At 67.3% G+C, this 24,441-nt stretch carries 21 protein-coding genes; 11 read left to right on the plus strand and 10 right to left on the minus strand.

Going from position 1 to position 24,441, the window contains the following annotated elements; all coding sequences use genetic code 11:
* Positions 1-2 precede the first annotated feature (2 nt).
* Both ACQY39_RS00390 and ACQY39_RS00395 read left to right on the plus strand, forming a co-directional pair.
* Positions 3-3,125 carry an efflux RND transporter permease subunit gene (locus ACQY39_RS00390; RefSeq protein WP_428502942.1) on the plus strand — a complete coding sequence of 1,041 codons (3,123 nt, stop codon included), beginning with the start codon at positions 3-5 and terminating at the stop codon, positions 3,123-3,125.
* Between the two features lie 111 nt (positions 3,126-3,236).
* On the plus strand, positions 3,237-4,292 hold the full coding sequence (locus ACQY39_RS00395) for an alkene reductase (protein WP_428502943.1): 1,056 nt from the start codon (positions 3,237-3,239) through the stop codon (positions 4,290-4,292).
* A 285-nt stretch (positions 4,293-4,577) separates the two neighbouring features.
* Here ACQY39_RS00395 and ACQY39_RS00400 read toward each other — a convergent pair whose 3' ends face one another.
* The 4 genes from ACQY39_RS00400 to ACQY39_RS00415 form a co-directional block, all read right to left on the minus strand.
* On the minus strand, positions 4,578-5,072 hold the full coding sequence (locus tag ACQY39_RS00400; protein ID WP_428502944.1) for a low molecular weight protein-tyrosine-phosphatase: 495 nt from the start codon (positions 5,070-5,072) through the stop codon (positions 4,578-4,580).
* 5 nt (positions 5,073-5,077) lie between these two features.
* Complete coding sequence (gene rpe / locus ACQY39_RS00405; RefSeq protein ID WP_263517702.1) at positions 5,078-5,764, minus strand: ribulose-phosphate 3-epimerase; 687 nt, start codon at positions 5,762-5,764, stop codon at positions 5,078-5,080.
* 100 nt (positions 5,765-5,864) lie between these two features.
* The gene (locus ACQY39_RS00410; RefSeq protein WP_428502945.1) at positions 5,865-6,278 is read right to left on the minus strand and encodes a VOC family protein; all 414 of its coding nucleotides are present in this window, start codon (positions 6,276-6,278) and stop codon (positions 5,865-5,867) included.
* A 174-nt stretch (positions 6,279-6,452) separates the two neighbouring features.
* Entirely contained in the window at positions 6,453-7,103 is a 651-nt protein-coding gene (locus ACQY39_RS00415) for a TetR/AcrR family transcriptional regulator (RefSeq protein ID WP_428502946.1), read from the minus strand.
* A gap of 229 nt (positions 7,104-7,332) precedes the next feature.
* Between ACQY39_RS00415 and ACQY39_RS00420 the strand changes: the two genes are divergently transcribed.
* The 3 genes from ACQY39_RS00420 (at position 7,333) to ACQY39_RS00430 (ending at position 10,021) form a co-directional block, all read left to right on the plus strand.
* Positions 7,333-8,394 (plus strand): fasciclin domain-containing protein, encoded by a 1,062-nt coding sequence (locus ACQY39_RS00420; protein WP_428502947.1) that lies wholly within the window; start codon positions 7,333-7,335, stop codon positions 8,392-8,394.
* A gap of 168 nt (positions 8,395-8,562) precedes the next feature.
* On the plus strand, positions 8,563-9,516 hold the full coding sequence (locus tag ACQY39_RS00425; RefSeq protein ID WP_428502948.1) for a fasciclin domain-containing protein: 954 nt from the start codon (positions 8,563-8,565) through the stop codon (positions 9,514-9,516).
* A gap of 52 nt (positions 9,517-9,568) precedes the next feature.
* Positions 9,569-10,021: a fasciclin domain-containing protein gene (locus tag ACQY39_RS00430; RefSeq protein ID WP_428502949.1), complete on the plus strand. Its 453-nt coding sequence runs from the start codon at positions 9,569-9,571 to the stop codon at positions 10,019-10,021.
* Between the two features lie 704 nt (positions 10,022-10,725).
* On the opposite strand, the gene ACQY39_RS00435 is transcribed toward ACQY39_RS00430, so the two are convergent.
* Positions 10,726-11,361 carry a DNA-3-methyladenine glycosylase I gene (locus ACQY39_RS00435; RefSeq protein ID WP_428502950.1) on the minus strand — a complete coding sequence of 212 codons (636 nt, stop codon included), beginning with the start codon at positions 11,359-11,361 and terminating at the stop codon, positions 10,726-10,728.
* A 96-nt stretch (positions 11,362-11,457) separates the two neighbouring features.
* Here ACQY39_RS00435 and apaG point away from each other — a divergent pair, with 96 nt between their 5' ends.
* From apaG to mltA, 3 genes are all read left to right on the plus strand, one after another.
* Positions 11,458-11,832: a Co2+/Mg2+ efflux protein ApaG gene (apaG, locus tag ACQY39_RS00440; RefSeq protein WP_263517710.1), complete on the plus strand. Its 375-nt coding sequence runs from the start codon at positions 11,458-11,460 to the stop codon at positions 11,830-11,832.
* On the plus strand, positions 11,832-13,856 hold the full coding sequence (locus tag ACQY39_RS00445; RefSeq protein ID WP_428502951.1) for a site-specific recombinase: 2,025 nt from the start codon (positions 11,832-11,834) through the stop codon (positions 13,854-13,856). The genes apaG and ACQY39_RS00445 overlap by 1 nt, the downstream gene beginning before the upstream one ends.
* 90 nt (positions 13,857-13,946) lie before the next feature.
* Positions 13,947-15,185 (plus strand): murein transglycosylase A, encoded by a 1,239-nt coding sequence (mltA, locus tag ACQY39_RS00450; RefSeq protein ID WP_428502952.1) that lies wholly within the window; start codon positions 13,947-13,949, stop codon positions 15,183-15,185.
* A gap of 108 nt (positions 15,186-15,293) precedes the next feature.
* Here the strand turns inward: mltA and ACQY39_RS00455 are convergent, their stop codons facing one another.
* Both ACQY39_RS00455 and ACQY39_RS00460 read right to left on the minus strand, forming a co-directional pair.
* Positions 15,294-15,572, minus strand: coding sequence for a DUF427 domain-containing protein (locus tag ACQY39_RS00455; protein ID WP_263517713.1), 279 nt, complete (start codon positions 15,570-15,572; stop codon positions 15,294-15,296).
* Positions 15,573-15,639: 67 nt separating this feature from the next.
* Positions 15,640-16,416 (minus strand): SDR family NAD(P)-dependent oxidoreductase, encoded by a 777-nt coding sequence (locus ACQY39_RS00460; RefSeq protein WP_428502953.1) that lies wholly within the window; start codon positions 16,414-16,416, stop codon positions 15,640-15,642.
* Positions 16,417-16,638: 222 nt separating this feature from the next.
* Between ACQY39_RS00460 and gcvA the strand changes: the two genes are divergently transcribed.
* From gcvA to ACQY39_RS00475, 3 genes are all read left to right on the plus strand, one after another.
* Positions 16,639-17,592: a transcriptional regulator GcvA gene (gcvA, locus tag ACQY39_RS00465; RefSeq protein WP_428502954.1), complete on the plus strand. Its 954-nt coding sequence runs from the start codon at positions 16,639-16,641 to the stop codon at positions 17,590-17,592.
* Complete coding sequence (locus ACQY39_RS00470; RefSeq protein WP_428502955.1) at positions 17,589-17,834, plus strand: hypothetical protein; 246 nt, start codon at positions 17,589-17,591, stop codon at positions 17,832-17,834. The genes gcvA and ACQY39_RS00470 overlap by 4 nt, the downstream gene beginning before the upstream one ends.
* A gap of 385 nt (positions 17,835-18,219) precedes the next feature.
* Complete coding sequence (locus ACQY39_RS00475; RefSeq protein ID WP_428502956.1) at positions 18,220-19,122, plus strand: hypothetical protein; 903 nt, start codon at positions 18,220-18,222, stop codon at positions 19,120-19,122.
* A 39-nt stretch (positions 19,123-19,161) separates the two neighbouring features.
* On the opposite strand, the gene ACQY39_RS00480 is transcribed toward ACQY39_RS00475, so the two are convergent.
* The 3 genes from ACQY39_RS00480 to ACQY39_RS00490 form a co-directional block, all read right to left on the minus strand.
* A complete protein-coding gene (locus ACQY39_RS00480) occupies positions 19,162-20,835 on the minus strand; it encodes an NAD(P)/FAD-dependent oxidoreductase (protein ID WP_428502957.1) in 1,674 nt (557 codons plus the stop codon).
* 148 nt (positions 20,836-20,983) lie between these two features.
* A complete protein-coding gene (locus ACQY39_RS00485; RefSeq protein WP_263517722.1) occupies positions 20,984-21,151 on the minus strand; it encodes a hypothetical protein in 168 nt (55 codons plus the stop codon).
* A gap of 169 nt (positions 21,152-21,320) precedes the next feature.
* A complete protein-coding gene (locus ACQY39_RS00490; protein WP_428502958.1) occupies positions 21,321-24,407 on the minus strand; it encodes an EAL domain-containing protein in 3,087 nt (1,028 codons plus the stop codon).
* Between the last annotated feature and the right edge of the window lie 34 nt (positions 24,408-24,441).

The raw sequence follows: 24,441 nt of genomic DNA on the forward strand, positions 1-24,441 counted from the left end.
GCATGCGCCTGACGGAAGCCTTCATCCGCCGGCCGGTCATGACCGTGCTGCTCAATCTCGCCCTGGTGATCGCCGGCCTGGCGGCCTGGAGCAAGATCCCGGTGGCCGCCCTGCCCTCCTACAACACGCCGGTCATCAATGTGCAGGCCAGCCTGCCCGGCGCCTCGCCCGAGACCATGGCCTCCTCGGTGGCCCTGCCACTGGAGAAGCAGTTCTCCACCATTGCCGGCTTGAGCGCGATCTCCTCCAGCAGCATCCTGGGTTCCACTTCACTGACCCTGGAGTTCGACCCCTCGCGCAATATCGATGCGGCCGCGGTCGATGTGCAGGCGGCGCTGTTCCGCTCGCTGCGCGCCCTGCCCACCGAGATGACATCGCCGCCCAGCTACCGCAAGGTCAACCCGGCCGATGCGCCGGTGCTGCTGGTGGCGCTGACCTCGCCCTCGATCAATCTGTCCGAGCTCAGTGACTTTGCCGAGAACCTGATCACCCCGGCCCTGTCCACGCTGGACGGCGTGGCGCAAGTCTCCATCTTTGGCCAGAAGCGCTATGCGGTGCGCATCAAGGTCAAGCCCGAGCTGCTGCAGCAGCGCAACTTGACGCTGGAAGAGCTGCAGACCGCGATCCGCGGCGCCAATGCCAACACCCCGGTGGGCGTGCTCGACGGCACGCGTCAGACCCTGACCATCCAGGCCAACAAGCAGCTCAAGAACGCGCGCGAGTTCGGCGCCATCGTGGTGGGCAGCCGCAATGGCGCGCCCATCTTTCTGCGTGATGTCGCCGAGGTGCAGGACAGCTTCGAGACGGTCAAGTCCTTCGCCAGCTTCAACGGCGAGCGCTCCATCACCCTGGCCGTGCAGCGCCAGCCCGATGCCAACACCGTCAAGGTGGTCGATGCGGTCAAGGCCATGCTGCCGCGCTTCCAGGCCCAGCTGCCGGCCTCGGTGCAGATGAGCACCTTGAACGACCGCTCGCTCTCGGTGCGCGAATCGCTGCACGACGTCTACTTCACCCTGGCCCTGACCGTGGCCCTGGTGGTGATGGTGATCTTCATCTTCCTGCGCAAGGCGGTGGCGACGCTGATCCCGACGCTGTCGCTGCCGATCTCGCTGATCGGCGCCCTGACCCTGCTCTACGCCCTGGGCTACAGCCTGGACAACATCTCGCTGCTGGGCATTACCCTGGCCGTGGGCCTGGTGGTGGACGATGCCATCGTCATGCTGGAGAACATCGTCCGCCATGTCGAGGACGGCATGGAGCCGTTTGCGGCCGCCGTGCGCGGCGCGCGCGAGATGGCTTTCACCATCGTCTCGATCTCGATCTCGCTGGTGGCGGTGCTGATCCCCATCTTCTTCATGCCGGGTGTGATCGGCCTGCTGTTCCACGAGTTCGCGGTGGTGGTCAGCCTGTCCATACTGGTCTCGGCTGTGGTCTCGCTGAGCCTGGTGCCCATGCTCTGCAGCCGCTTTCTGCGCCACCACGAGCCGCAGGAGGAAGGCCGCTTCGGCCGCCTGTTCGAGCGCGGCTTCAACGCCGTGCTGGCCGCCTACACCCGCAGCCTGGACGCCGCCCTGCGCCACCGCCGCTGGGTGCTGGGCGTGGCCCTGCTGAGCTTTGCCGCCAGCGCCTGGCACTACGACCGCATTCCCAAAGGCTTTTTCCCCGAGGAAGACATCGGCCAAATCCAGGCCAGCACCGAGGCCTCCGAAGACATCTCCTTCAACGCCATGCAGGTGCTGCAGGAGCAGGCCGCCGAGATCGTGCGCAAGGACCCGGCCGTGGCCAGCGTCTCGGCGGCGCTGGGCGCCGGTGGTGGCGGCGGCAACGCGGTCAACACCGGCCGCATGTTCATCAACTTGAAAGCACGCGGCGAGCGCCCGCCGATGAAAGAAGTGGTCGAGGGCCTGCGCAAAAAGCTGCGCGCCGTGCCCGGCCTGGCCGTCTACCTGCGCCCGGTGCAGAACCTGCAGCTGGGCGGGCGGCAGAGCAAGAGCCGCTACCAATACACCTTGCAATCGGTGGCGGCGGGCGAGCTGAACAGCTGGGCCAGCAAGCTGCAGGAAAAGCTGCGCGGCGACCCCATATTCCGCGATGTGACCAGCGACTCCCAGCTGCGCGGCCTGCAGGCCAACCTCATCATCGACCGCGAACGCGCCGCCCTGCTGGGCGTGCAGATGCAGGACCTGCGCAGCGCGCTCTACGCCGCCTTCGGCGAGCGCCAGGTCAGCAGCATCTATGCCGAGAGCAACACCTTCCAGGTCATCATGGAGGCAGCCGACAGCGAGCGCCTGAACGAAGAGGCCTTCGGCAAGATCTATCTGCGCGGCAAGGGCGGCGCTCTGGTGCCGCTGACGGCCTTTGCCAGCGTGCAGCGCGGCCTGGGGCCCACCTCGGTCAACCACCAGGGGCAGCTGCAGGCCATCACCCTGTCCTTCAATCTGGCGCCCGATGTGCCCCTGGGCAATGCCACGGCCAAGCTAGATGGCTACGTCAAGGAGATCCAGCTGCCGGCCAGCATCATCACCAGCTATGGCGGTGATGCCGCGGTGTTCCAGGATTCGCAAGGCGGCCAGCTGCTGCTGATTGGCCTGGCGATTGCGGTGATCTATGTGCTGCTGGGCGTGCTCTACGAGAGCTATATCCACCCCATCACCATCCTGGCTGGCCTGCCCTCTGCGGCCGTGGGTGCGCTGATCACGCTGGAGCTGTTCGGCATGGACCTGACGCTGATCGCCACCATCGGCATCCTGATGCTGATCGGCATCGTCAAGAAGAACGCCATCATGATGATCGACTTCGCGCTCGACGCGCAGCGCCAGGGCGGCATGAGCCCGGAGGCGGCGATCCGCGAGGCCTGCATCCTGCGTTTCCGCCCCATCATGATGACCACCCTGGCCGCCTTGATGGGCGCTCTGCCCATCGCCCTGGGCCTGGGCGCCGGCGCCGAGCTGCGCCAGCCCCTGGGCCTGGCCGTGGTCGGTGGCCTGATCCTGTCGCAGGCGGTGACGCTTTACATCACGCCGGTGATCTACTTGGCACTGGACCGCTTCAGCGGCAAAGGCCCGGACACCCGGGTGGTCGATGAAGCGCCGGCCACGGCGTCCACCCATGCACAAACCGCCTGAAACCAGAGGGGTTAGCGCAAATCCACCACGCGCGCTGCGGCAAGTTCTTTGCTGCGGTGCTACCTTGTCGCACCTGCTGCCTTGCGCAGCGCCAACGAAATGAACACCTCCATGCTTTTTTCTGCCCTCCAAGTCGGCGCCCTGACCCTGCCCAACCGCATCCTGCTGGCCCCGCTGACGCGCACCCGCGCCGACGCCGGCCACATGCCCAATGCGCTGATGGCCGAGTACTACGCCCAGCGCGCCAGCGGTGGCCTCTTGATCACCGAATGCACCATGGTGGCGCCCCACACCTCGGCCTTCATCAATGAACCCGGCATCTACAACGCCGAGCAGATCGAAGCCTGGAAGCACGTCACCGCCGCCGTGCACGCCAAGGGCGGTCGCATCTTCATGCAGATCTGGCACGCCGGCCGCGCCGCTCACCCGGCCATGAACGAAGGCACGACCCCGGTGTCCTCAGGCTCGGTCGCCATCGAGGGCGAGGTGCACACCCCCAATGGCAAGGAAGCCAATGCCCAGCCGCGCGAGCTGCGCGCCGATGAGATCCCGGCCCTGGTCGAGGCCTATGCCCAGGGCGCGCGCAATGCCATCGCCGCCGGCTTTGACGGCGTCGAAGTGCATGGTGCCAACGGCTACCTGATCGACCAGTTCCTGCGCGACGGCGTCAACAAGCGCAGTGATGCCTACGGCGGCTCGCTGGAGAACCGCGCCCGCTTCCTGTTCGAGGTGCTGGATGCCGTGACGGCCGCCATCGGCGCCGACCGTGTGGGCCTGCGCCTGTCGCCGCTGAACAGCTACAACAGCATGGTCGACAGCGATCCCGTAGGCTGGATCGGCTTCCTGGCCGAGAAGGTCAGCGCCTACAAGCTGGCTTATCTGCACGTGATGCGCGCCGACTTCTTCCAGGTGCAAAAAGCCGATGTCTTGCCCGTGGCCCGTGCCAAGTACCAGGGCGTGCTGATCGGCAATATGGGCTACAGCGGCGAAGAGGCTGAGCAGGCCATCCAAGCCGGCCTGCTCGACGCGGTCGCCTTCGGCACCAGTTTCCTGGCCAACCCGGACCTGCCGGCCCGCCTCCAGACCGGCGCCGCGCTCAATGCACCGGATGCCAGCACCTTCTACACGCCGGGCGCCAAGGGCTACACGGACTACCCGACGCTCTGACTGAGCCTCTGAGCTGAGCAAAGCTCCACACATTTGCGGGCAGCCTCAGGGCTGCCCGCTTTGTTTTGGGGCCAGCGCCCGTGCCGCTGGCTAGGCACGAAGGAGGATGGCCGGCATGGTGACGACGATCAATCGCTGAGCTTTCTGCCTCCTGTTGGCGGCTGATTTCTCGACCATGCGCCGCATGATCTCGGGCCTGCGGCGACACGAATCACCTCGTGCCGAAAAACCGCCACGTCATGGTCGCTTGAGCGCAAGCGACCCGGCTTGGCCGTCTTTGCCCACTCAGGCGCGCGGCAGCGCCCCTTTGCGCCAGGCCTGACCCAGCGTCACCAGGCCACGTTCCAGCAGCATCAGCACCTGATCAAAACCGCTGGCCGGGCCAAAGTATGGGTCGGGCACATCCTGACCGGCCATGCCGGGCACCAGGTCCATGAACAGGTGCAGGCGATGCTGCAACTCGGGGGGACAGATCTTGCGCAGGGCGACCAGGTTGTCGGTCTCCATTGCCAGGATCAGCTCGTAACGCTGAAAATCCTCGGCGCGCACCCGACGCGAGCGCCACTTTTTGTCGATGCCCAGGCGCACACGCTCGAGCGCCGCCGCCGCCCGCTTGTCGGCCGGTTCACCGCGCGGACCGGCATGGACGCCGGCCGAAGCCACATCGACAAAGGCCGCATCGGCACCCGGGCCGAAGCCGCCCCGACGCGCCTTCAACAGCGCCTCGGCCATGGGCGAGCGGCAGATATTGGCCGTGCAGACGAAGAGAACGGCGGGCACGGCAATCAGCGCGCGAGTTCGGCGCGCATGGCGTCGATCACGGCCTTGTAGTCGGGCTTGCCGAAGATGGCCGAGCCGGCGACAAAGGTGTCGGCGCCGGCATCGGCGATCTGGCGGATGTTGTCGACCTTGACGCCGCCGTCGATCTCCAGGCGGATGTCACGGCCGCTCTTGTCGATGATCTTGCGCGCGGCTTCCAGCTTTTTGAGTGCGCTGGGGATGAAGCTCTGGCCGCCGAAGCCGGGGTTGACGCTCATGATCAGGATCAGGTCAACCTTGTCGATCACCCACTCCAGCACATCCAGCGGCTCGGCCGGGTTGAAGACCAAGCCGGCCTGCTTGCCCTCGGCCTTGATCAGCTGCAGGGTGCGGTCCACATGCTTGGAGGCATCGGGGTGGAAGCTCACCAGATCGGCACCGGCCTTGGCAAAGGCCACGGCCAGGGCATCGACCGGCTCGACCATCAGGTGCACATCGATGGCGGCGGGCGTTCCGTCCGGCTTGACCGAATGCTTGCGCAGCGCCTCGCAGACCATGGGCCCGAAGGTCAGATTGGGCACGTAATGGTTGTCCATCACGTCGAAGTGGATCCAGTCGGCGCCGGCGGCCAGGACATTTCGGACTTCTTCGCCCAGGCGAGCGAAATCGGCGGACAGGAGGCTGGGGGCGATGCGGTATTGAGGGGTGCTCATGGCTGGCTGCTGGCGCGCGGGCGCTCGGTGGGGCGGATGGGGGATTTTAGAAGCCCCCGGCCGGCCGCCTCGCTGCGGGCAGACAAAACTGGCCCGGAGCTCAGCCCGGCAGGTGGCAGACCGCCTCGATATTGTTGCCTTCGGGGTCGATGACGAAGGCGCCGTAGTAGTTGGGGTGGTAGTGCGGGCGCAGGCCCGGCGCGCCGTTGTCGCGGCCGCCGGCGGCGATGGCGGCGGCGTAGAAGGCATCGACCTGCGCCCGGCTGGCGGCGCGCCAGCAGAGATGGCAGCCCGTGGTCACCTCCGGGCCGCCGTAGGGCGAGGGGCCGTCGATGAACCAGACGTCGCTGCGCTTGCCCTCGGGCTCGCTGGCATCCGGGTGGCCGAAGCCGACGATGTTGGCGCCGAAATTGACCTCCAGCGCCAGGGTGTAGCCCAGCGGCGCCAGCGCGGCGGCGTAAAAGGCTTTGGCTTGGGCGATGTCACGCACGCGAAAGGTCATGTGGTCCAGCATGGCTTGGCTCCTGGCAATGAGGTTCGAGGCCAGGCTGGGAATCAACCGGGCACCAAAAGACTGTAATTTCATACAGCACTCCAAGCAATAGACCTAACGGCCTGCGCCATGGACTCCGGTGCGATTGCCGGCTCCGGCGCCGCGCCGGCAGATCGTCCCAAGCCGAGCCGAAGTTCAGGCCTTGCGCACCCGCTTGGTGCCGGCCGCAGCTGCAGCCTCTTGCCCCGAGGCCAGGCCTCCGAAACAGCTGAGCAGCAGGATGTCGATGATTTGCGCATCGCTGTACTGGCCGGCGGCCTTGAGCAGGCCCAGCACCGGGTCGCAGGCGCGAGCAAACAAGGTGTAGAGCAGCACCTCAGGCGGCAGCTCGGCGCGCAGGCTGCCGTCGGCCTGACCGGCTTCGATCCACTCGCCCAGCAGGTCGGACAGGCGCAGCAGCCGGTCCATATAGCCCTTGTGCGCCACCAGGGCGGCGCGCAGCGTCGAGTTCTGCGAGGGAAGCGAGGGCATCTCGCCCGCCAGCTGCACCTGCATGGTCCAGCGGGCCACGGCGCGCAGCTGCTCCATTGGCGCGGCGGGCTGCTGGCGCAGACGTTCCACCTCACCCAGGGCCAAGTCCAGCACGCGCACCATGGCGGCGGCGGCCAGTTCTTCCTTGGAAGCGAAGTGCTTGTAGAGGCTGGCCTTGGCGATGCCGACATCGGCCACCACCTCGTCCACCGTCATCAGGTCAAAGCCTTTTTCGGCCAGCAAGCGGTTGACGGACGCCACGATGGCGTCCTCACGCACTTGCAACACTTGTTCGCGAAAAGAGACTCTTGCCATGCGCAGATTCTAGGGGGCATCGGCCACCAAAACGACGGGGCAGTTCCTAAACGCCCGAATTCGTAACTTTTTATACGCAGCAGTTGACTTTGTGAACTACTCAGTTCACATTTCATCCCAAGCAGTACAGATCACTCACGACCCACGGGCCTCACACCCAGCACATTCGGCGAAACCTTCGCCCACCCAACCGGCACGCAGACGCAGCACAGCCCACGGAGACCCATCCATGTTGAACTGGCTCATCAATCCCTCCCGCCTGGCACGCCTGGCACGCAGCGAGCTGTTGCCCGACGGCAGCGCCTGCGTGTCGCCGCTCGCGCCTGCCCAAGTCAACATGCCGCGCCTCGAGCGTTGGCGCGAAGCGGTGCGCCTGGCCGGCATGGAGCGGGCCCTGGACCCGGCCGCCACCCAGGGCCAGCTCAGCCTGCTGGTGCCCGAGGACGCCGCCTTTGCCGCCTTCGAGGCCGAGCTGGAACAAAGCGGCAGCAGCTGGGCGGCGTTTTGCGAAGACCGCGCCGCCCTGCGCCGCTGGCTGCTCGGTCATGTGCTGCCCCAGCCCTGCACGGCGCAAGCGCTGCGCAGGCACCGCGGCGCAGCGCTGGACACCCTCGGCGCCCACGCCCTGCGCCTGGCCTCCGCCTCCGACAGCCTGGCAGCGCCCGCCCTGCTCGACGCCAGCGGCCGCCGCGCCCAGCTGCTGAGCAGCCGCCAAACCGGGCCGCAGCGCCATCTGCATGTGATCGACCGGGTGCTGCAGCCAGCGGCGCATGGCCTGCTGGACATGATCGCCCAGAACCCCGAGCACCGCGATTTCCTGGCCGCCCTGCGCAGCACCGGCCTGGACTCGCTGCTGGCCGGCAGTGGCCCCTTCACAGTACTGGCGCCCAGCAACGCCGGCATGGCCCGCCTGGCCCCGCGGCTGGGCCTGCGCGAGCGCGAGCTGGCACGGCGGCCGGAGCTGCTGCGCCAGGTCTTGCTGCAGCACCTGCTGCCGACTGACTGCCCCGTGAGCGAACTACCCTGGGGCGGTCAGCTGCGCACCGCGGCTGGTGAGGCCTTGGGCTTCAGCGCCTTGGGCCTGCTGGGCGAGGGTGAACAGCTCCAGCCCCTGCTGCCCGGCAGCGACCAGTTGGCGCGCAACGGCCGGCTGCATCTGGTGGAACAGCTGCTGATCCCGCCGTCGCTGCAGGACGATAGCGCGCCGGATGTTGCTGCCGACGAGCTGACTTCCATACCGCTGCCGCTCTGGCGTGCACCGCCCTGCGCGCCTCGCAGCCACGCGCACTGACGCCGGCGCCACGCCCTCGGTTCACTCCCCACTTTTTTCCTCCAGCCTCGCCCCCAGGCGCGGCCGGGCGGGCGCGAGCCTGCCTGCCTTGTTCGTTGTCTCTCGCATGGGCCTTGCCCTCGTCTTTCAAACACTCTCTCTCGTTCAATTCAAGTAAGGAGCACGACGATGTCAATCATCAGTTGGTTGAAACCTTGGATCCTGCTGGGCTCTGCAGCCCTGATGCTGAGCGCCTGCGGCGGCGGTGACGACCCCGCGCCGCCACCGAAGCCTGAGCCGACCCTGGTCGATGTGGCCAAGGCCGATGCGCGCTTCAGCATCCTGGTCGAAGCGGTGGTCGCCGCCGACCTGGCCACCACCCTGTCGGGCGCAGGCCCCTTCACCGTCTTTGCGCCGACCAACGACGCTTTCGCCGCCCTGCTGACCGAGCTGGGCGTGACCAAGGAGCAGTTGCTGGCCAACAAGGACCTGCTCAAGACGGTGCTGACCTATCACGTGCTGCCCGCCCGCGTCGCCAAGGCCAATGTGCCGGCCGGCAAGGCGATCACCACCGTGCAGGGCGGCATCTTCAAAGTCGATGTCGTGGGCAATGATCTGGTGATCACCGATGGCCGCAACCGCAAGGCCAAGATCACCGCCACCGATGTGGCCGGCAGCAACGGCCTGATCCACGTCATCGACAAGGTGATCTTGCCCGCCAACAAGGACCTGGTAGAGACCGCCATCGCCACGCCCGACCTCAGCATCCTGGTCGAAGCTGTGGTCGCCGCCGATCTGGGCAGCACACTCAAAGGCACCGGCCCCTTCACCGTCTTCGCGCCGACCAACGCCGCCTTCGCCGCGCTGCTGACCGAGCTGGGCGTCACAAAGGCCGAACTGCTGGCCAACAAGCCGCTGCTCACCAAGGTGCTGACCTACCACGTGCTCTCGGGCCGCGTGCTCAAGGCCGATGTGCCGATCGGCACCGCCGTCAACACCGTGCAAGGCGAAAGCCTGACGGTGGACACCAACCTCGACATCACCGACCGCAACGGCCGCAAAGCCCGCATCACCGCCACCGACGTGATGACGAGCAACGGCGTCGTGCACCTGATCGACAAGGTCATCCTGCCCAAGCAGTGATCGACCACCCCTTCACTTTTTCACTGTCCCACCCACCACCAAAGGCAACACCATGAAGCACTTCATCGCCATCACCGCCCTGAGCCTGAGCGCCCTGTCTGCCCAAGCCAAGGACATCGTCGACACCGCCGTCGCCGCAGGCAACTTCAAGACCCTGGCCACCGCCCTGCAAGCGGCCGGCCTGATCGACACGCTCAAGGGCAAGGGCCCCTTCACCGTCTTTGCCCCGACCGACGCGGCCTTCGCCAAAGTGCCCAAGGCCGATCTGGAAGCCCTGCTGAAGGACAAGGCCAAGCTGACCGCCGTGCTGACCTACCACGTCGTGCCTGGCAAGGTCATGGCCAAGGACGTCAAGGCCGGCAAGGTCAAGACCGTGCAAGGCAGTGAGCTGACCATCGGCACCACGGGCGGCGTCACCGTCGACCAAGCCAAGGTGACGGCCACCGACATCGCAGCCGACAACGGCGTGATCCACGTCATCGACAGCGTGATCATGCCCAAGTAAGACAGCGCCTCGCAGCGCAAACCGCCAGGGGTGATGAATCACCCTGGCGGTTTTTCGTTTTTCTGGCCAAGCCTCAGCACGGGGAGGACTGCAACCGGCACAAAGCAGCCGCCTTGGTCTCCCTCGTGAGGCCCTGCAGTCCGGGCCGCCGCCGGGCTCATGGTTCCGGGGTCGGCCCTGGCGGGCCGACTGCCTTGCGCTGCTCACGCCTCGGGGCTGGCGCATAACTCTCTTCACTCACTGCGTTCGTTCCGTTCAAACAGACGCGCCAAGTCAGACCTTGAAGCGCGCGAGTACGCGCGCGCCCCGATGCCCTGCGCTGCTCAGCCCTGCACAAGTCGCCCAACGGCGACCCGAACTGCAGGGCGCTTGCATCGCGGTCGATGTGCCCCTCGACGGTGGAACACGCCACATTCGGAGGTGACTCGGCCCGACGACGGGCGATTTGTGCGCGGCCGAGGGCGCAGCGGAGCGGCTCAGGCGCGCGCCGAAGCTTGCTTCAAGCGCGCTTCAAGCACTGACTCGGCGCCACCTGTTTGACCACAGTGAGCACAGCGAACGGAGGGAGTTTGGCGCCGCTGAGCCGCGCAGTGAGCAGCGAGGGCAGTCGGCTCGCAGAGCCGACCCGGGCACCATGAGCACGGCGGCGGGCCGAGCCACCGCAGCGCGAAAAACCGTCAAACGAGTTTCAGCGATGAGCCGACTCAGCCGCCTGCCGGCGAGCGAAACGCCGCACGCGCCGCAGCCACCTTCTCGCGCGTGATGCATCCCGGCGCGTGGTCATTGATCAAACCCATGGATTGCAAGAAGGCGTACATGGTGGTGGGCCCGACGAACTTCCAGCCGCGCTTCTTCAGGTCCTTGGACAAGGCGCGCGAAGCATCAGATTCGGTGACGATCTCGCCGGGCAAAGGTTCGGCGTGGTGGCTGGGCTCGAAGCCCCAGATGTAGCGCGAGAGCGAACCCTGCTCCGCCACCAGTTCCTGCGCGCGGTTGGCGTTATGGATGACGGCCTCGATCTTGCCGCGGTGGCGCACGATGCCGGCGTCCTGCAGCAGGCGCTCAATGTCGGTCGGGCCGAATCGCGACATGCGCTCGATCTCGAAGTTGGCAAAGGCCGCGCGAAAAGCCTCGCGTTTGTTGAGGATGGTGCGCCAGGACAAGCCCGACTGAAAGCCCTCCAGACACAGCTTCTCGAACAGGCGCCGGTCGTCCGCGACCGGAAACCCCCACTCGGTGTCGTGATAGTGCAAATAGGCTGCATCGCCGGCGGCGGCCGCACACCAGCGGCAGCGCGGCCAGCCATCGGCGGGCAAATAGAGGGTTTGTTGCGGGGTCATGACGCGATCCGGAAAAAGCGGCCAAGCCAGCAGCCGCGCAGGGGAATGGGCCGCAGCATAGCGCCGCCGTCGGACGATCAACCTAGAATCGGCGCCATGCCAAACCCTCAATTCAAATGCACGGTGCTTGTGCAAGTCCTGCCCGAGCAGACCGACGTCGCCCAGGGCGTGCACGCCTTCAGCTACACGATCACGATTGAGAACATCGGTGATGTCAGCGCTCAGCTGATCGGCCGGCACTGGCACATCGCCGACGCGCGCGGCCATGAGCAAGAAGTTCATGGCCTGGCTGTCGTCGGCCACCAGCCCTTGCTGGCGCCGGGCCAGAGCTTCCAGTACAGCTCCTGGGCGCAGATCGCCACGCCGCAAGGCAGCATGCGCGGCCGCTTCCTGTGCGCCACCGAAGACGCCACGGTGTTCTACGCTGAGGTGCCCGAGTTCATGCTGGCCGACAGCGGCGCCCTGCATTGATGCTGACGCTGCGCCCCGCCCCGAGCTGGGACCTGACGGCGCTGCTGAATGCCGCCGACGCGCGCGCCGAACTGGCCGCGCGCAACCTCTGGCTGGCCCGCCTGCTCGAATGGCTGCGCCACCCGGCCAGCCAAGAGGAACTGCGTAGCGGCGCCACCTTGCTGCCGGTGCTGCGCCTCAAGCACCTGCTCAATGTGCTGGAACGCAACCCGGCCCATGCCCAAGCCGTGACCCAGCTGCTCAACTCGATCTGGCGCGATCTCGATGCCAGTGGCCTGTTTGCCGATGTCGGTTTCGCGCCGCGTGTGGCGCTCTGGGCCGAGTTCCAGCACCGCCTGCAGCAACGCCTGCTGCCGCGCACCGCCGACACCCGCGATCTGGCCGAGCTGTTCGGCCTGCTCTTCCCCGAGCGCAGTGACGAACAATGGCTGCTGGCCCTCGATGAAGCGCTGCTGCTGCGCCTGGCCGCCCTGCTGAATCCGGCCCTGCCGGCGGCCGCCGAATGCGCCGCGGGCGACGCCGCCCCACAGTGGCGCGAAGCCATGCTACGCGGCCTGACCGTGCTGGTCAGCAGCGTGCGCGCGGCCGGCCTCTCCGGCCCTTTGCGCCGGCGCATGAGCCCAGATTTGCTGGCCGACCAGCCCTTCGAGCAGCTGGCCGGCGCCTGCGACGGCCTGATCCAGGCCCTGCAAAGCGGCGACGCCGCGCGCAGCGCCCAAGCCCTGCAGCTCCTGCGCGCCCTGCTCGACATCTGCCAGCGCGCCGCCTCCAGCGTGCCCGAGCATTTGGAAGCCTTCGGCGTGTCGGTGGACATCGTCTTCGCGGTCGAACAGATGCTGGCCCGCATCGAACGCATCGAAGCCTTGCTGGACTGCCTGGGCGCGGAACACCATCCGCGCGAGCTGGCCCGCCTGCTGGCCGGCCTGGTGCGCGTGGGCCATGAGCGGCGCAGCATCCGCACCCTGTTCTCCCACCATTACTCGCTGCTGGCCCGCAAAGTGGCCGAGCGCAGCGCCGAAACCGGCGAACACTACATCACCCGCAGCCGCGAGGACTACCGCCAGATGCTGCGCCACGCGGCCGGCGGCGGCGCCATCATCGCCGGCACCACCTTCGCCAAATTCATGGTCATGGCCCTGGGCCTGACCGCCTTCTGGGCCGGCTTCTGGTCGGGCGTCAACTACGCCGCCAGCTTCGTCATCATCCACCTGCTGCACTGGACCGTTGCCACCAAACAGCCGGCCATGACGGCGCCGGCCATGGCCGCCAAGCTGCAGCACATCAACACGCCGGCGGGTCTGAGCAGCTTTGTCGACGAGGTGGCCCACCTGCTGCGCTCGCAGATCGCGGGCATCCTGGGCAATCTCGCCGTGGTGGCGCCGGTGGTGCTGGCGGTGCAAGGGCTGAGCCAAGTCCTGACAGGCGCGCCCCTGGTGGGCAAAGAGAGCGCCGAGTACGTGCTGCATTCGCTCAGCCTGCTCGGCCCCTCGCCCCTGTTTGCGGCCTTCACCGGCGTACTGCTGTTCGCCAGCAGCTTGATTGCCGGCTGGGTGGAGAACTGGTTTGTGCTGCACCGGGTCGAAGCCGCCATCGGCTGGAACCCGGGCCTGATCGCTCGCCTGGGCCAGGCGCGTGCGCAACGCTGGGCGGCCTGGTGGCGTGGCAATGTCTCGGGCCTGGCGGCCAATATTTCGCTCGGTCTGATGCTGGGCCTGGCACCGGCCTTGCTGTCCTTTGTCGGCCTGCCGATTGAGGTGCGCCATGTGACCCTGTCCACCGGCCAGCTGGCGGCCGCCGTCGGCACCCTGGGCTTCGAGGTGCTGCAGCAGCCTGCGTTCTGGTGGTGCGTGGCCGGCATTGCCTTGACCGGTGTGCTGAACCTCGGCGTCAGCTTCTACCTGGCCTTGCGTGTGGCCCTGCGCTCGCGCGGCATTCAGCTGGCCGACCAGGCCTTGCTGCGCCGCTCGATCTGGCAGCGCTTCCGGGAGCAACCGCGCAGCTTCTTCCTGCCGCCGAAAGACTGATCCGGCCGGCCGACTTATTTTTCCTGTTCGTCCTGTTCCGGCAGGCGACGCTCGCCACCCTTGCGACCGGAAAACATGGTCCACCAGATGATGAACACGAACAGCGCCAAGGCCCCCAAGGCCTCTAGCAAAAGCAATCCCATCGCAGCCTCGATTTCCAGGAGTCAGTGGCTGCGGCAGGGCGCAGCCGGCGCGATTCTAGGCCTGCTGGCCGCTTGCTCCAGCACGCCACTGCCGCCCGAGCCCCCGGCTCGCCTGCCCGCAGCGGAAATAACGCCCGAACGCGAAGCGGCCAGCCCGAGCCGGCCACGTGAGGTGCTGCAGCGCGAACGCTCGCGCTGGGTGGCGGTCGACTGGAGCGAGCTGCCCGGCTGGGGCGAGGACCGTGCGGCCGAGCTCTGGCCGGCCCTGCTGCAGGGCTGCGCCCGGCCGGCCGCCGGCTGGGCCGAGCTGTGCGCGCGCGCGCTGCGCAGCGCACCAGGGGACGACCACGCGGTCACGCTCTGGCTGATGCAACATCTGCAAGCCTATCGGGTCGAATCGCCCGAGGGCGAGACCCAGGGCCTGCTGACAGGCTACTTCGAGCCCATGCTGGACGCCACGCGCAAGCCCCAGGGCGACTACCAGGTGCCGGTGCATGCAGCGCCGGTCGATTTGCAGCAGCGCCGGCCCTACTTCAGCCGCCAGCAACTCGAGGGCGAGCAGCGCCAGCGCCTGCGCGGCCTGGAGCTGGCCTATCTGGACGACCCGCTGGACCTCTTGATCCTGCAGATCCAAGGCTCGGGCCGGCTGCGCATCAAGGCCAATGCGAACGACGACAGCGGCACCTGGGTACGCCTGGCCTTCGCCGGCCACAACGACCACCCGTATCAATCGATCGGCAAGGCCTTGATCGAGCGCGGCGAGCTGCGCCCGGGCGAGGCCTCCTGGCCCGGCATCCGCGACTGGATGCGCCGCAAGCCGCAGCAGGCGCGTGAACTGCTGTGGGGCAACCCTCGCTATGTCTTCTTCCGCGAAGAGCCTCTGGCAGACCCCAATGTCGGCCCGCGTGGCGCCCAAGGCGTGCCGCTGACGCCAGGCCGCTCCGTCGCGGTGGACCGCGCCAGCATTCCCTATGGCACTGCGCTCTGGCTGGAAGCAGGCGACCCCCTGCAAAGCGGCAACTCGCCGCTGCGCCGCCTGGTCATGGCCCAGGACACCGGCAGCGCCATCACCGGCGCCGTGCGCGCCGATTTCTTCTGGGGCTGGGGCCGCGAAGCCGAGACCCAGGCCGGCCGCACGAAACAGCCGCTGCGGCTGTGGGCGCTGTGGCCGAGGGGGAAGACTTGAAGGGTGAACAAGTGAACGGGTGAACAGGTGAACGCCGGGTGTTCTCCACGATTCACCATTCACGACTCACCATTCACTTGTTCACCTGTTCACCTATTCACCACGCCCTCACTCCCCCACCACCACACCCTTCCAAAACGCATAACGCCCCCGAATGGCGGCAGCGGATTCGCTGGGCTCGGGGTAACTCCAGACCGCGTCGGCGTTCATCTCACCGTTGACGAACAGGCTCAGGTAGTGAGCCTGGCCTTTGTCGCTGCTGCTGCGGTGGTTGCTGAAGCTGGTGTACTCGCGCTTGAGCGAGTCGGCGGGGAAGTAGTGGTTGCCGTCCATCAGCACGGTGTCATCGCTTTCGGCGATCACGACGCCGTTCCAGATTGCTTTCATGCTTGCGGGCCTCCCCGAGTTGGATCAGGCCGGCATTCTAGGAGGCCCTCCCCCGCACACGGCGGTTTCAGTTGCGCCCGGCCATCACACCGCCGTCCACATCCCAGATCGCTCCGGTGACCCAGGCCGCGCGCTCTGACAGCAAGAAGGTGATGACTTCAGCCACGTCCTGCGGCGTGCCCACCCGCCCAATCGGGTGGAAGCTGTTGAAACCTTGCAAGGTACTCGCCACCTCGGCCTTGGGAATGAAGCTTTCGTAGATCGGCGTCTGCACCACCGCCGGCGACACCGCGTTGACGCGGATGCGATGCGGCGCCAACTCCATGGCCAGATGCTGGGTCAGCGCATGCAAGCCGGCCTTGGCCATGGAGTAGGCCGAGGACGGCGTCGCCGCAATCGCCTGCCGGGCCCACATGGAGCCGATGTTGACGATGACACCGGGCCGCTGCGTCTCGACCCAGCGCGCTGCCACCGCCTGAGTGATGAAAAAGGTGGCCTGATTCAGGCTCATGTATCGCTCGTAATCCGCCAGCTGGTGCTCGAGAAAGGGCTTGGGGGCAAACACCCCGGCGGCGTTGACCAGGAGGTCGATATCACCATGCTCGGCCCTCAGGGTTTCGATCAGCGCCGCGGTTCCGGCGGGGCTGGCCAGATCGGCATTCAAAGCGCTGACCGGGCCCAGGCGGGCCAGCTCCTGGCGCGCCGCCTCCGTCTTCTCGGGGCGCCGACCGACGATCAGCACCTTGCCGCCAGCGACCAGCACCTGGCGGGCGACTTCCAAACCCATGCCGCTGCTGCCGCCCACGACGCACAGCTTCTTGCCTTCGAACTCTGGCTTGCTCATCTGAAAACTCCAATGCTTGAATTTGAATAAAGAGGAAAGTACGAGCTCGGCTTGAGCTTGGCCACAGAACAAGAAATACTTTCTGTAGACCCAAGCTGACTCTGTGATCTCGCCAGGCCGCATAAAAGCGAAACAACGACAAGATGGGCGTATTCTTGGCAATCGAGGCCACGCCCACAAACCATAAAAACCTCAGCAACGAGATAGAAAAAGTTTTCGATCATGAAGCTGCCTGTCCACTTGAATGCCTTGCGCGCCTTCGAGGCGAGCGCTCGCCACCAGAGCTTTTCGGCCGCCGCCACCGAGCTCCATGTCACGGCGGCCGCGGTCGGTCAGCTGGTGCGTTCGCTGGAGGACTGGCTGGGCATGCCGGTGTTCCAGCGCGCCAGCAGCGGGCGCACCCGGCTGATCCCGACCGAAGCGGCCGAACAGGCCTTGCCCGAGATTCGCGCCGGCTTCGAGCGCCTGGCGAGCGGCCTCGCCCACCTTCAGGACGCGAGCCCCGGCCGCGGCGCGCTGACGGTGACTTGCAGCCCGGCTTTCGCCGCCAAATGGTTGTTGCCTCGCATCGAGCGCTTTCAAACCGCCTGGCCCGAGATCGAGCTGCGCCTCGACACCAGCCACAAGCCCGTCGACTTCATCGCCCAGCGCATCGACCTCGGCATCCGCTACGGTGCCGGTCGCTGGCCTGGCCTGCAGGCCGAGAAGCTGATGGACGAGGAGATCTATCCGGTGTGCTCACCGCGCCTCATGGCGCAGGCCCCGGAGCGCTTACGCCAGCCGGCCGATCTGCTCGGCCAGGTGCTGATCCATGACCTGTCCATGGACGGCCATGCCGACTTCCCGAGCTGGGAGCGCTGGCTGCAGCAAATGGGCGTTGCCGGCGCGACCGCGCCCCTGCGTGGCCTGAGCATCAACAACTCCGCGGCGGTCCTGCAGGCGGCCGCGGAGGGCCAGGGCGTGGCATTGGCCCGCAGCGTGATGGCCCACGATGACCTGGCTGCAGGCCGCTTGCTGCGGCTCTTTCCTGACCTGAGCTGTCGCAGGCCCTTGGCTTACCACCTCGTACATCGCGGTGAAGGCCGCTTGCCGCCCAAGCTCATGGCCTTCCGCGACTGGCTGTTCGCCGAAGCTGCTGCAGCCCCTGCCGCATCCACAGCGACAATGCCGGTGTGAAACGCTATTACTCGCACCAAAACAAAGACATCTTCGTCACGGCCGGCTCGGCCAAAGAGCTGGCACCGGGCAGCTTTGGTGTCTGCGCCATCGGCGGCGGCGCGGAGGGCTGGGCGGTGGTGCACATAGGCCCCGAAGGCGATGTCGCCGACCTCGGCGGCGAGTACTACTTCGCCACGCCCGAAGAGGCGCTGGAATTCGTCAAAGAGCTGATCGACCTCATGGTGGATGCGGCGGCCTGAAGGCTGTCGACCGACCCGCGCATCACCCGCCCCTTCCGCGTTGCGCACAAATGCGCAGTAGCGCGGCAAAACCCTGAGCCCAAGCCCGGAACCCCACCGCTATGCTCGCTCCGCCTCGGAGGCTAGGTCGTCTCCGGAGTGGGGCCGCTCCAGGCGCTGGAGCTTGTGTTCGCCCCGTGTGCCGTTTTCTGGTTTTTGTGGGCCCGACGCTGGTGCAGCGGCTGCCCGGCTCCGACTGTCTCGTGTGAATCCTGTGCCTCGCCCTGCTACCGCTGCTGCTACTGCTTGTTTCGCCTCTGTTCGCGCAGTCCGCCCCCTTCGCTTCCTTCGGTCTTCAGGCTCAACAGCGGCCACGAGGCTGGCATCCCTGCTCTGCGCCCTGGCCATGGGCCTTGGCGAATCCGCACTCGCGGCGCCCCGGGTGGCCTTGGCCGAACGAGTGGCCGAGCCTGAGGTCCACCAGATCACCTGGCTGATGCCCGACAGCAAGGTCGCCGGCCCGGGGCCGGGCCGCAGCCTGGGCTTCTCCGACCGACTCGTGGGGTTTCTGAGCGAGCGCATGCCCGAGGTCCAACACCGCAGCCTGGTGGCCAACAGCAAGCGCAGCTGGCAATTGCTGGCGCTTGGCGAGCCGGTTTGCATTCCAGCAGCCCTGCGCACGCCCGAACGCGAGGCCGTGGCCTACTTCATCGACGCCCAGTGGGTGCCGCCGCCACAGCTGATCGTGCGCCGTGACCGGCTGGAGCGCCTGCCGCGCAACAGCGCCGGCGAGGTGGACCTGGCCCGCCTGCTGGCCGACACCAGCCTGCGCGGCGCCTTGTTCGAAGGACGAAGCTACGGCCAGCACCTCGACGCCTTGCTCAAGCAGCCCCCCAAGCCCAATGCGGTCTCGCTTTACGCCCATGCCGGCGCGGCCGACAAGCTGCTGAACATGGTGCGAGCCGACCGGGCCGACTACACCCTCGACTTCAACTTCATGCTGCGCTTGCGCGCGCCCGACAACGACGCCATCCAGCGCAGCGCCCCCCGCATCCACAGCGAGGCTGAGCTCCTGACCCTGCCTGTGCAGGGTGCCGACGAAGGCATGATCGGCGCCATGGCCTGCCCCCGCAACGCCTGGGGCTTGGCCGCTCTGCAACAAGTCGACCGGGTGCTGGGCACACCGGCCGGCGCGCGCTTTCTGCGCGAGGCGGTCGAAGGCTTGCTGAGCCCCGAAACCCGCCGCCACTACGGCAGCAAGATCGACGCGTTCTACCGGGAGCGGGCCCGGCCGTCCAAGCCGGACTGAGCTGAGCTGGCGCCGGTGCGTAGCTGCCGGAGCGGCAGCTCAGGCCTGGGCCAACAGTGCCGCGCCCAGCGCCTCCGCCACCTCAATGCCATCGACACCGGCCGACATGATGCCGCCGGCATAACCGGCACCTTCACCGGCGGGGTAGAGGCCTTTGATGTTGAGGCTTTGGTAGTCGCGGCCGCGGGTGATGCGCAGGGGCGAGGAGGTGCGGGTTTCGACGCCGGTGAGCACAGCGTCGGGGCGCGAGAAGCCCTTGATCTGGCGCTCAAACGCGGGCAAGGCCTCGCGGATCGCGTCCAGGCAGTACTCGGGCAGGCTGCCGCGGCCTTTTTGCTGCAAATCGGTCAGGGTCACGCCGGGCTTGTAGCTGGGTTCGACATTGCCCAGCACCTTGGAGCGCTGGCGCTTGATGAAATCGCCGACCAGGGCGCCCGGCGCCAGATAGCCGCCCTCGCCGAGCTCGTAAGCGCGGCTTTCCCAGATGCGCTGGAAGGCCATGCCATCGAGCGGGCTGACCGGGCCTTCGTGCTTGCCGTCCTGGCGGTAGTCCTGCGGGCTGATGCCGACGACGATGCCGGCATTGGCATTGCGTTCGTTGCGCGAGTACTGACTCATGCCATTGGTGACCACGCGCTCGGGCTCGCTGGTCGCGGCCACCACGGTGCCGCCCGGGCACATGCAGAAGCTGTAGACCGAGCGGCCGTTCTTGGCGTGGTGCACCAGCTTGTAGTCGGCTGCGCCGAGGATGGGGTTGCCGGCGTTGGGCCCGAAGCGGGCCGCGTCGATCACGCTTTGCGGATGCTCGATGCGGTAGCCGATGGAGAACGGTTTCGCCTCCATGAACACGCCGCGCTGATACAGCATGGTGAAGGTGTCGCGGGCGCTGTGGCCCAAGGCGAGCACCACATGGTCGGTGCGGATCTGCTCGCCCGACTCCAGCGTCACACCGCGGATGTGCTCGCTGCCATCGGCGCCCTTCTCGATGCGCACATCGCTGACCTTTTGCTCGAAGCGGATCTCGCCGCCCAGAGCCTCGATCTCGGCGCGCATCTTGATCACCATGCTGACCAGGCGGAAGGTGCCGATGTGGGGCTTGCTGACGAACAGGATCTCTTCGGGCGCGCCGGCCTTGACGAATTCGGTCAGCACCTTGCGGGTCAGGTGGCGCGGGTCGGAGATCTGGCTCCAGAGCTTGCCGTCGGAGAAGGTGCCGGCGCCACCCTCGCCGAACTGCACATTCGATTCGGGGTTCAGGCGCTGCTCGCGCCACAGGCCCCAGGTGTCCTTGGTGCGCTCGCGCACCTGCTTGCCGCGCTCCAGCACGATGGGGCGCAAGCCCATCTGGGCCAGGATCAGGGCAGCAAAGATACCGCAGGGGCCGAAGCCGATGACCACAGGCCGGGGGCGCTCGCCCCCGTTGAAGAAGTCCGCCGGCGCATGGCCGACGAATTTGTAGCCGGTGTCGGGCGTGGGCTTGATGTGCGGGTCGCCGGCGAACTGGGCCAGCAAGCTCGCTTCGTCGCTGAGCTCGCAGTCGACGGTGTAGATCAGCTGGATGGCCGACTTCTTGCGCGCGTCATAGCTGCGCTTGAAAACGGTGAAGCCCAGCAGCGCCGCATCGCTTTGCAGCCCCAGGCGCTGCAAAACAGCCGGGCGCAAAGCGTCTTCGGCGTGGTCCAGCGGCAAGCGGAGTTCGGTGATGCGGAGCATGGTGTCTTGGGGTGGTTCAGGGTGAGCGCAGGGCAAAAATGTGCGGCTCAAAAAAACACAGGCCCCACCGGGAGGAAGGGCCTGTTGTCAGCGCAGAAGGGGCCGTCAGTCATTGCAAGCAAGACCTGGCTCCCTCGGCCACGGGGCTTCAGCCGCCGCTGCTGGGGCGCTTGCCCGGGTTCTTCTTGCTGCGGGTGTGCGCGCCGCGCTCCAGGCTGGACTTCTGGCCGTGCGGGGCAGTGAAGGTCACGCCCTTGGGAGCGGCGGGACGGGGAGTGGCGCGTGCTGCGGCTTCGGTGATGATTTTGTTGCCCATGATGGCTCCGGTACGGAAAAAGAAATCGGAAAAAACTGCAAAACCCGGGGTCTTGCCCACCAATCCACTGCCGCCGCCCGCACAGACTTTGAGCGGCTGCGGCAGGGTGGGTCGTGGATCGAACCTGGGATTTTACTGTGTTATCACGCGCGCCGGGCTTTTTGTCCCCTCATGCCCTGCCTGGAGCCTGCAGCAACTGCTCCAGGGCGACCGGCCGGTGCAGCAAATAGCCCTGGCTGAAATCCACTCCCAACGCACTCAGACGGCTGAGCGCGGCAGCGCTGTCGACACAGCCGGCCACGGTGCGCAGGCCGATGATCTGGGCCACGTCGACAAAGGCGCGCACGGCCGCTTCGTCGAGTGGATCTTCGGCCAGGTCGCGGCTGAACTGGCCGGCAATCTTCAGATAGTCGAGCGGCAAGCTCTTCAGATAGCCGAAGCCCGAGGCACCGGCGCCAAACTCATCAAGAGCCGCGCTGGCCCCCAGAGCCCTCACCTGCTCCAGGAACAGGGCGGCGTCGGCCAGGCCGGCCACGGCGGTGTGCTCGCTGATCTCGAAGCAGAGCTGGCGGCAGACCTCGGGCCCGGCCTCTTGCAGCAGCTCCAGCGCCCAGCGATGGAAGGCACGGTCGCCGATGGCCTGCTCCGACAAATTGATGCTCAGCTCGCCCACGCTGCGCGGCAGCAAGGCCTGCAAGCGCTGCACCACTTCAGCGAGCACCCAGCGGTCGATCTGCGCCGCCAGCTGGAAGCGCGCCGCTGCGGGCAGGAAGGCGCCGGGCAGCAAGAGCGGGTCGCCCGCCGGCGCCGGCTCTCCGACCATGCGCAGCAGCACTTCAGCACGCACATGGCCGGGCGCCAGGCGGTGCCCCGGCCGCAATGACACACGTTCCTGCGCCTGGTGCAGGTCCTCGATGCGCTGGCCGTGCAGCACAAAGCGGCCTTCGCTGAGCGCCCGGGCGATGCGCTCGTTCCACTGCAGCTCGCCGGCGCGAGCGGCGGCGGCGGCATTGCTGTCCTGCCAGACATGGACGCGGTTGCGACCGGCCTGCTTGGCGGCATAGCAAGCGCCATCGGCCGCCTTCATGGCCAGGTCAAGGTGGCTCCAGCGCGCATCGAGCGGCACCAGGCCGACGCTGGCGCCGACGGCAAAACGCCGGCCGTCATGGATGAACTGAAACGCCTCCATGCGCTCGCAGATCTGTTGCGCCACCCGTTCGGCCTGCAGCGGCGGGCAATGTTCCAGCAGCACCGCGAACTCGTCCCCGCCCAGGCGCGCCAGACTGTCGCGGCTGCGCACCACGCCCAAGAGCAGGCGCGCCACCTGCTGCAGCAGCAGATCGCCGACGGCATGGCCGCAGGCGTCGTTGACCGCCTTGAACTGATCAAGGTCGATGCACATCAACGCATGTTGGGCGGGCGCCGCCTGTGGCTGCGAGGCCTGCGCCTGCTCCAAGGCGGCCCGCACGCGCTGTTCGAACTCGCTGCGGTTGATCAGGCCCGTCAAGAGATCGTGGCTGGCCCGGAAGCTCATCTCGCCGGCCTGGCGTCGCTGTTCGGTGACGTCGTGAAAGACCAGCACCGCGCCGAGCAGTTCACCGCGCTCATTGCGAATCGGTGCGGCCGAATCGGCCACGCCCAAGCGGCGGCCGTCGAGAGCGATCAGCTGGGCTTGGCCCGCCAGGCCGGCCGGCTCACCGGTGGCCAGGCAGCGCGCCACCGGGTTCTCGACCAGCTCGCCGCTGAGCTCGTGGACCACATGGAAGACCTGCTCCAGCGGCCGGCCAAAAGCCGCCTCGCCGCGCCAACCGGTCATGCGCTCGGCGGCCGGGTTCAGCCACTGGACGCGGCCGCGGGCGTCGGTGGTGATGACGGCATCGCCGATCGAACGCAGGGTCACCCGCAGCAGCTCATGCTGCTCGGCCAGCTCGGCGGCCAGCTGTTCGGCGAGCTCGGCCGCCAAGCGGCGCATCTCGGTCAGGTCCCAGTTGCAGCCGACCAGGCGCAGGGCGCGGCCCTGCCCATCGCGGATGACGCGGCCGGAGGCGCGCAGATGATGGATGCTGGCGTCCGGCCAGACGATGCGGAACTCGATCAGAAAGGGCTGGCTGCCCTCGATGGCCTGCAGCACCGCTTGATGCACGTCTGCCAGGTCCTGGGGGTGGATGTGGCGAGTCCAGAGCTCGTAACCGTTCAGCCCCTCCTTGCCCGGGGCCGGCGGCGACAGGCCGTACAGCCGGTACATCCAGGCGTCCCAATGCAGATAGCCGCTGCTCAGGTCCCACTCCCAGATACCGATCTGGCCGCTGTCGGCCGCCACGGCCAGACGCTCCTCGCTGGACTTCAGCCGCGCCTGCATCTGCACCTGCGTGCTGACATCCTCGACCGTGCCGACGAAGCCGAGCAGCTGCTGATCCGGCCCCAGCACCGGCCGCGCCCGTGAATGCACATGGCGTTCGCTGCGGTCAGGCCGGCGCAGGCGGTATTGCTGGTCGAATTCGCACAGTTCCTTGGCGCAGCGCTGCCATTCGGCCAGGACGCGCCCGGCATCGTCCGGATGCAAGGTAGCCGGCCAGCCCCGCCCTAGGCTCTGAGCAAGACTGAGGCCGTAGATCTGCTGCCAGCGCGGGTTGGTATAGCTGCATTCGCCCTGCGGGTCGGTGCCAAACACCCCCAAGGGCGAGGACTCGCTCAGGGTCCGCAACCACACCTCGCGACGCGCGAGCTCGCGTGCATTGGCCCGGGCATCCAGCTCGGTACGCCGGCCCTGCAGTGCCAGCGCAGCCGCTACGGCCAGCAAGCGCAGCACGCCGGCCTGCGCCTCGCTGAGCCGGCGTGGCTCATGGTCGAGCACACACAAAGTGCCGACAAGATGGCCATCGCGCAAGCGCAGCGGCATGCCGGCATAGAAGCGCAGGCCGCGGCGCCCCGGGCCGCCGCGCACCACCGGGCTGTCGGCGAAACGCGGGTCCAGCGCCGCATCGGCCACCTCGAACAGATCGCTGCCCAGAATGGCGATGTCGCAACAGGTCAGCTCGCGCGGCAGCTCGCCCACATCGGCCAGGCCCACGCCGGCCTTGAACCAGACCCGCTGCGCGTCCACCAAGGCCAGGCGCGCCACCGGCGCCGCGCATGCCAGGGCGGCCGCCTGCACCAGGGCGTCAAACTCCGGCTCGGGTGGGCTGTCCAGCACCTCCAGGGCGTAGAGCGCGGCCAGACGCTCGGTCTCGGCGGCAGGCGCTGGCATCTGTGTCATGGCGGGCTCCCCCGGCTGGCGGGCCGGAGCCACC

It is taken from the genome of Roseateles sp. (assembly GCF_965262435.1).
Lineage (GTDB): Bacteria > Pseudomonadota > Gammaproteobacteria > Burkholderiales > Burkholderiaceae_C > Paucibacter_A.

Excerpts from the sequence above, each read along its gene's own strand:
- ACQY39_RS00390 (WP_428502942.1), top strand. The coding sequence starts at position 3 with ATGCGCCTGACGGAAGCCTTCATCCGCCGGCCGGTCATGACCGTGCTG.
- ACQY39_RS00395 (WP_428502943.1), top strand. The coding sequence starts at position 3,237 with ATGCTTTTTTCTGCCCTCCAAGTCGGCGCCCTGACCCTGCCCAACCGC.
- rpe (WP_263517702.1), bottom strand. The coding sequence starts at position 5,764 with ATGAGCACCCCTCAATACCGCATCGCCCCCAGCCTCCTGTCCGCCGAT.
- ACQY39_RS00410 (WP_428502945.1), bottom strand. The coding sequence starts at position 6,278 with ATGCTGGACCACATGACCTTTCGCGTGCGTGACATCGCCCAAGCCAAA.
- ACQY39_RS00415 (WP_428502946.1), bottom strand. The coding sequence starts at position 7,103 with ATGGCAAGAGTCTCTTTTCGCGAACAAGTGTTGCAAGTGCGTGAGGAC.
- ACQY39_RS00420 (WP_428502947.1), top strand. The coding sequence starts at position 7,333 with ATGTTGAACTGGCTCATCAATCCCTCCCGCCTGGCACGCCTGGCACGC.
- ACQY39_RS00425 (WP_428502948.1), top strand. The coding sequence starts at position 8,563 with ATGTCAATCATCAGTTGGTTGAAACCTTGGATCCTGCTGGGCTCTGCA.
- ACQY39_RS00430 (WP_428502949.1), top strand. The coding sequence starts at position 9,569 with ATGAAGCACTTCATCGCCATCACCGCCCTGAGCCTGAGCGCCCTGTCT.
- ACQY39_RS00435 (WP_428502950.1), bottom strand. The coding sequence starts at position 11,361 with ATGACCCCGCAACAAACCCTCTATTTGCCCGCCGATGGCTGGCCGCGC.
- apaG (WP_263517710.1), top strand. The coding sequence starts at position 11,458 with ATGCCAAACCCTCAATTCAAATGCACGGTGCTTGTGCAAGTCCTGCCC.
- ACQY39_RS00445 (WP_428502951.1), top strand. The coding sequence starts at position 11,832 with ATGCTGACGCTGCGCCCCGCCCCGAGCTGGGACCTGACGGCGCTGCTG.
- mltA (WP_428502952.1), top strand. The coding sequence starts at position 13,947 with ATGAACACGAACAGCGCCAAGGCCCCCAAGGCCTCTAGCAAAAGCAAT.
- ACQY39_RS00455 (WP_263517713.1), bottom strand. The coding sequence starts at position 15,572 with ATGAAAGCAATCTGGAACGGCGTCGTGATCGCCGAAAGCGATGACACC.
- ACQY39_RS00460 (WP_428502953.1), bottom strand. The coding sequence starts at position 16,416 with ATGAGCAAGCCAGAGTTCGAAGGCAAGAAGCTGTGCGTCGTGGGCGGC.
- gcvA (WP_428502954.1), top strand. The coding sequence starts at position 16,639 with ATGAAGCTGCCTGTCCACTTGAATGCCTTGCGCGCCTTCGAGGCGAGC.
- ACQY39_RS00475 (WP_428502956.1), top strand. The coding sequence starts at position 18,220 with ATGGGCCTTGGCGAATCCGCACTCGCGGCGCCCCGGGTGGCCTTGGCC.
- ACQY39_RS00480 (WP_428502957.1), bottom strand. The coding sequence starts at position 20,835 with ATGCTCCGCATCACCGAACTCCGCTTGCCGCTGGACCACGCCGAAGAC.
- ACQY39_RS00485 (WP_263517722.1), bottom strand. The coding sequence starts at position 21,151 with ATGGGCAACAAAATCATCACCGAAGCCGCAGCACGCGCCACTCCCCGT.
- ACQY39_RS00490 (WP_428502958.1), bottom strand. The coding sequence starts at position 24,407 with ATGACACAGATGCCAGCGCCTGCCGCCGAGACCGAGCGTCTGGCCGCG.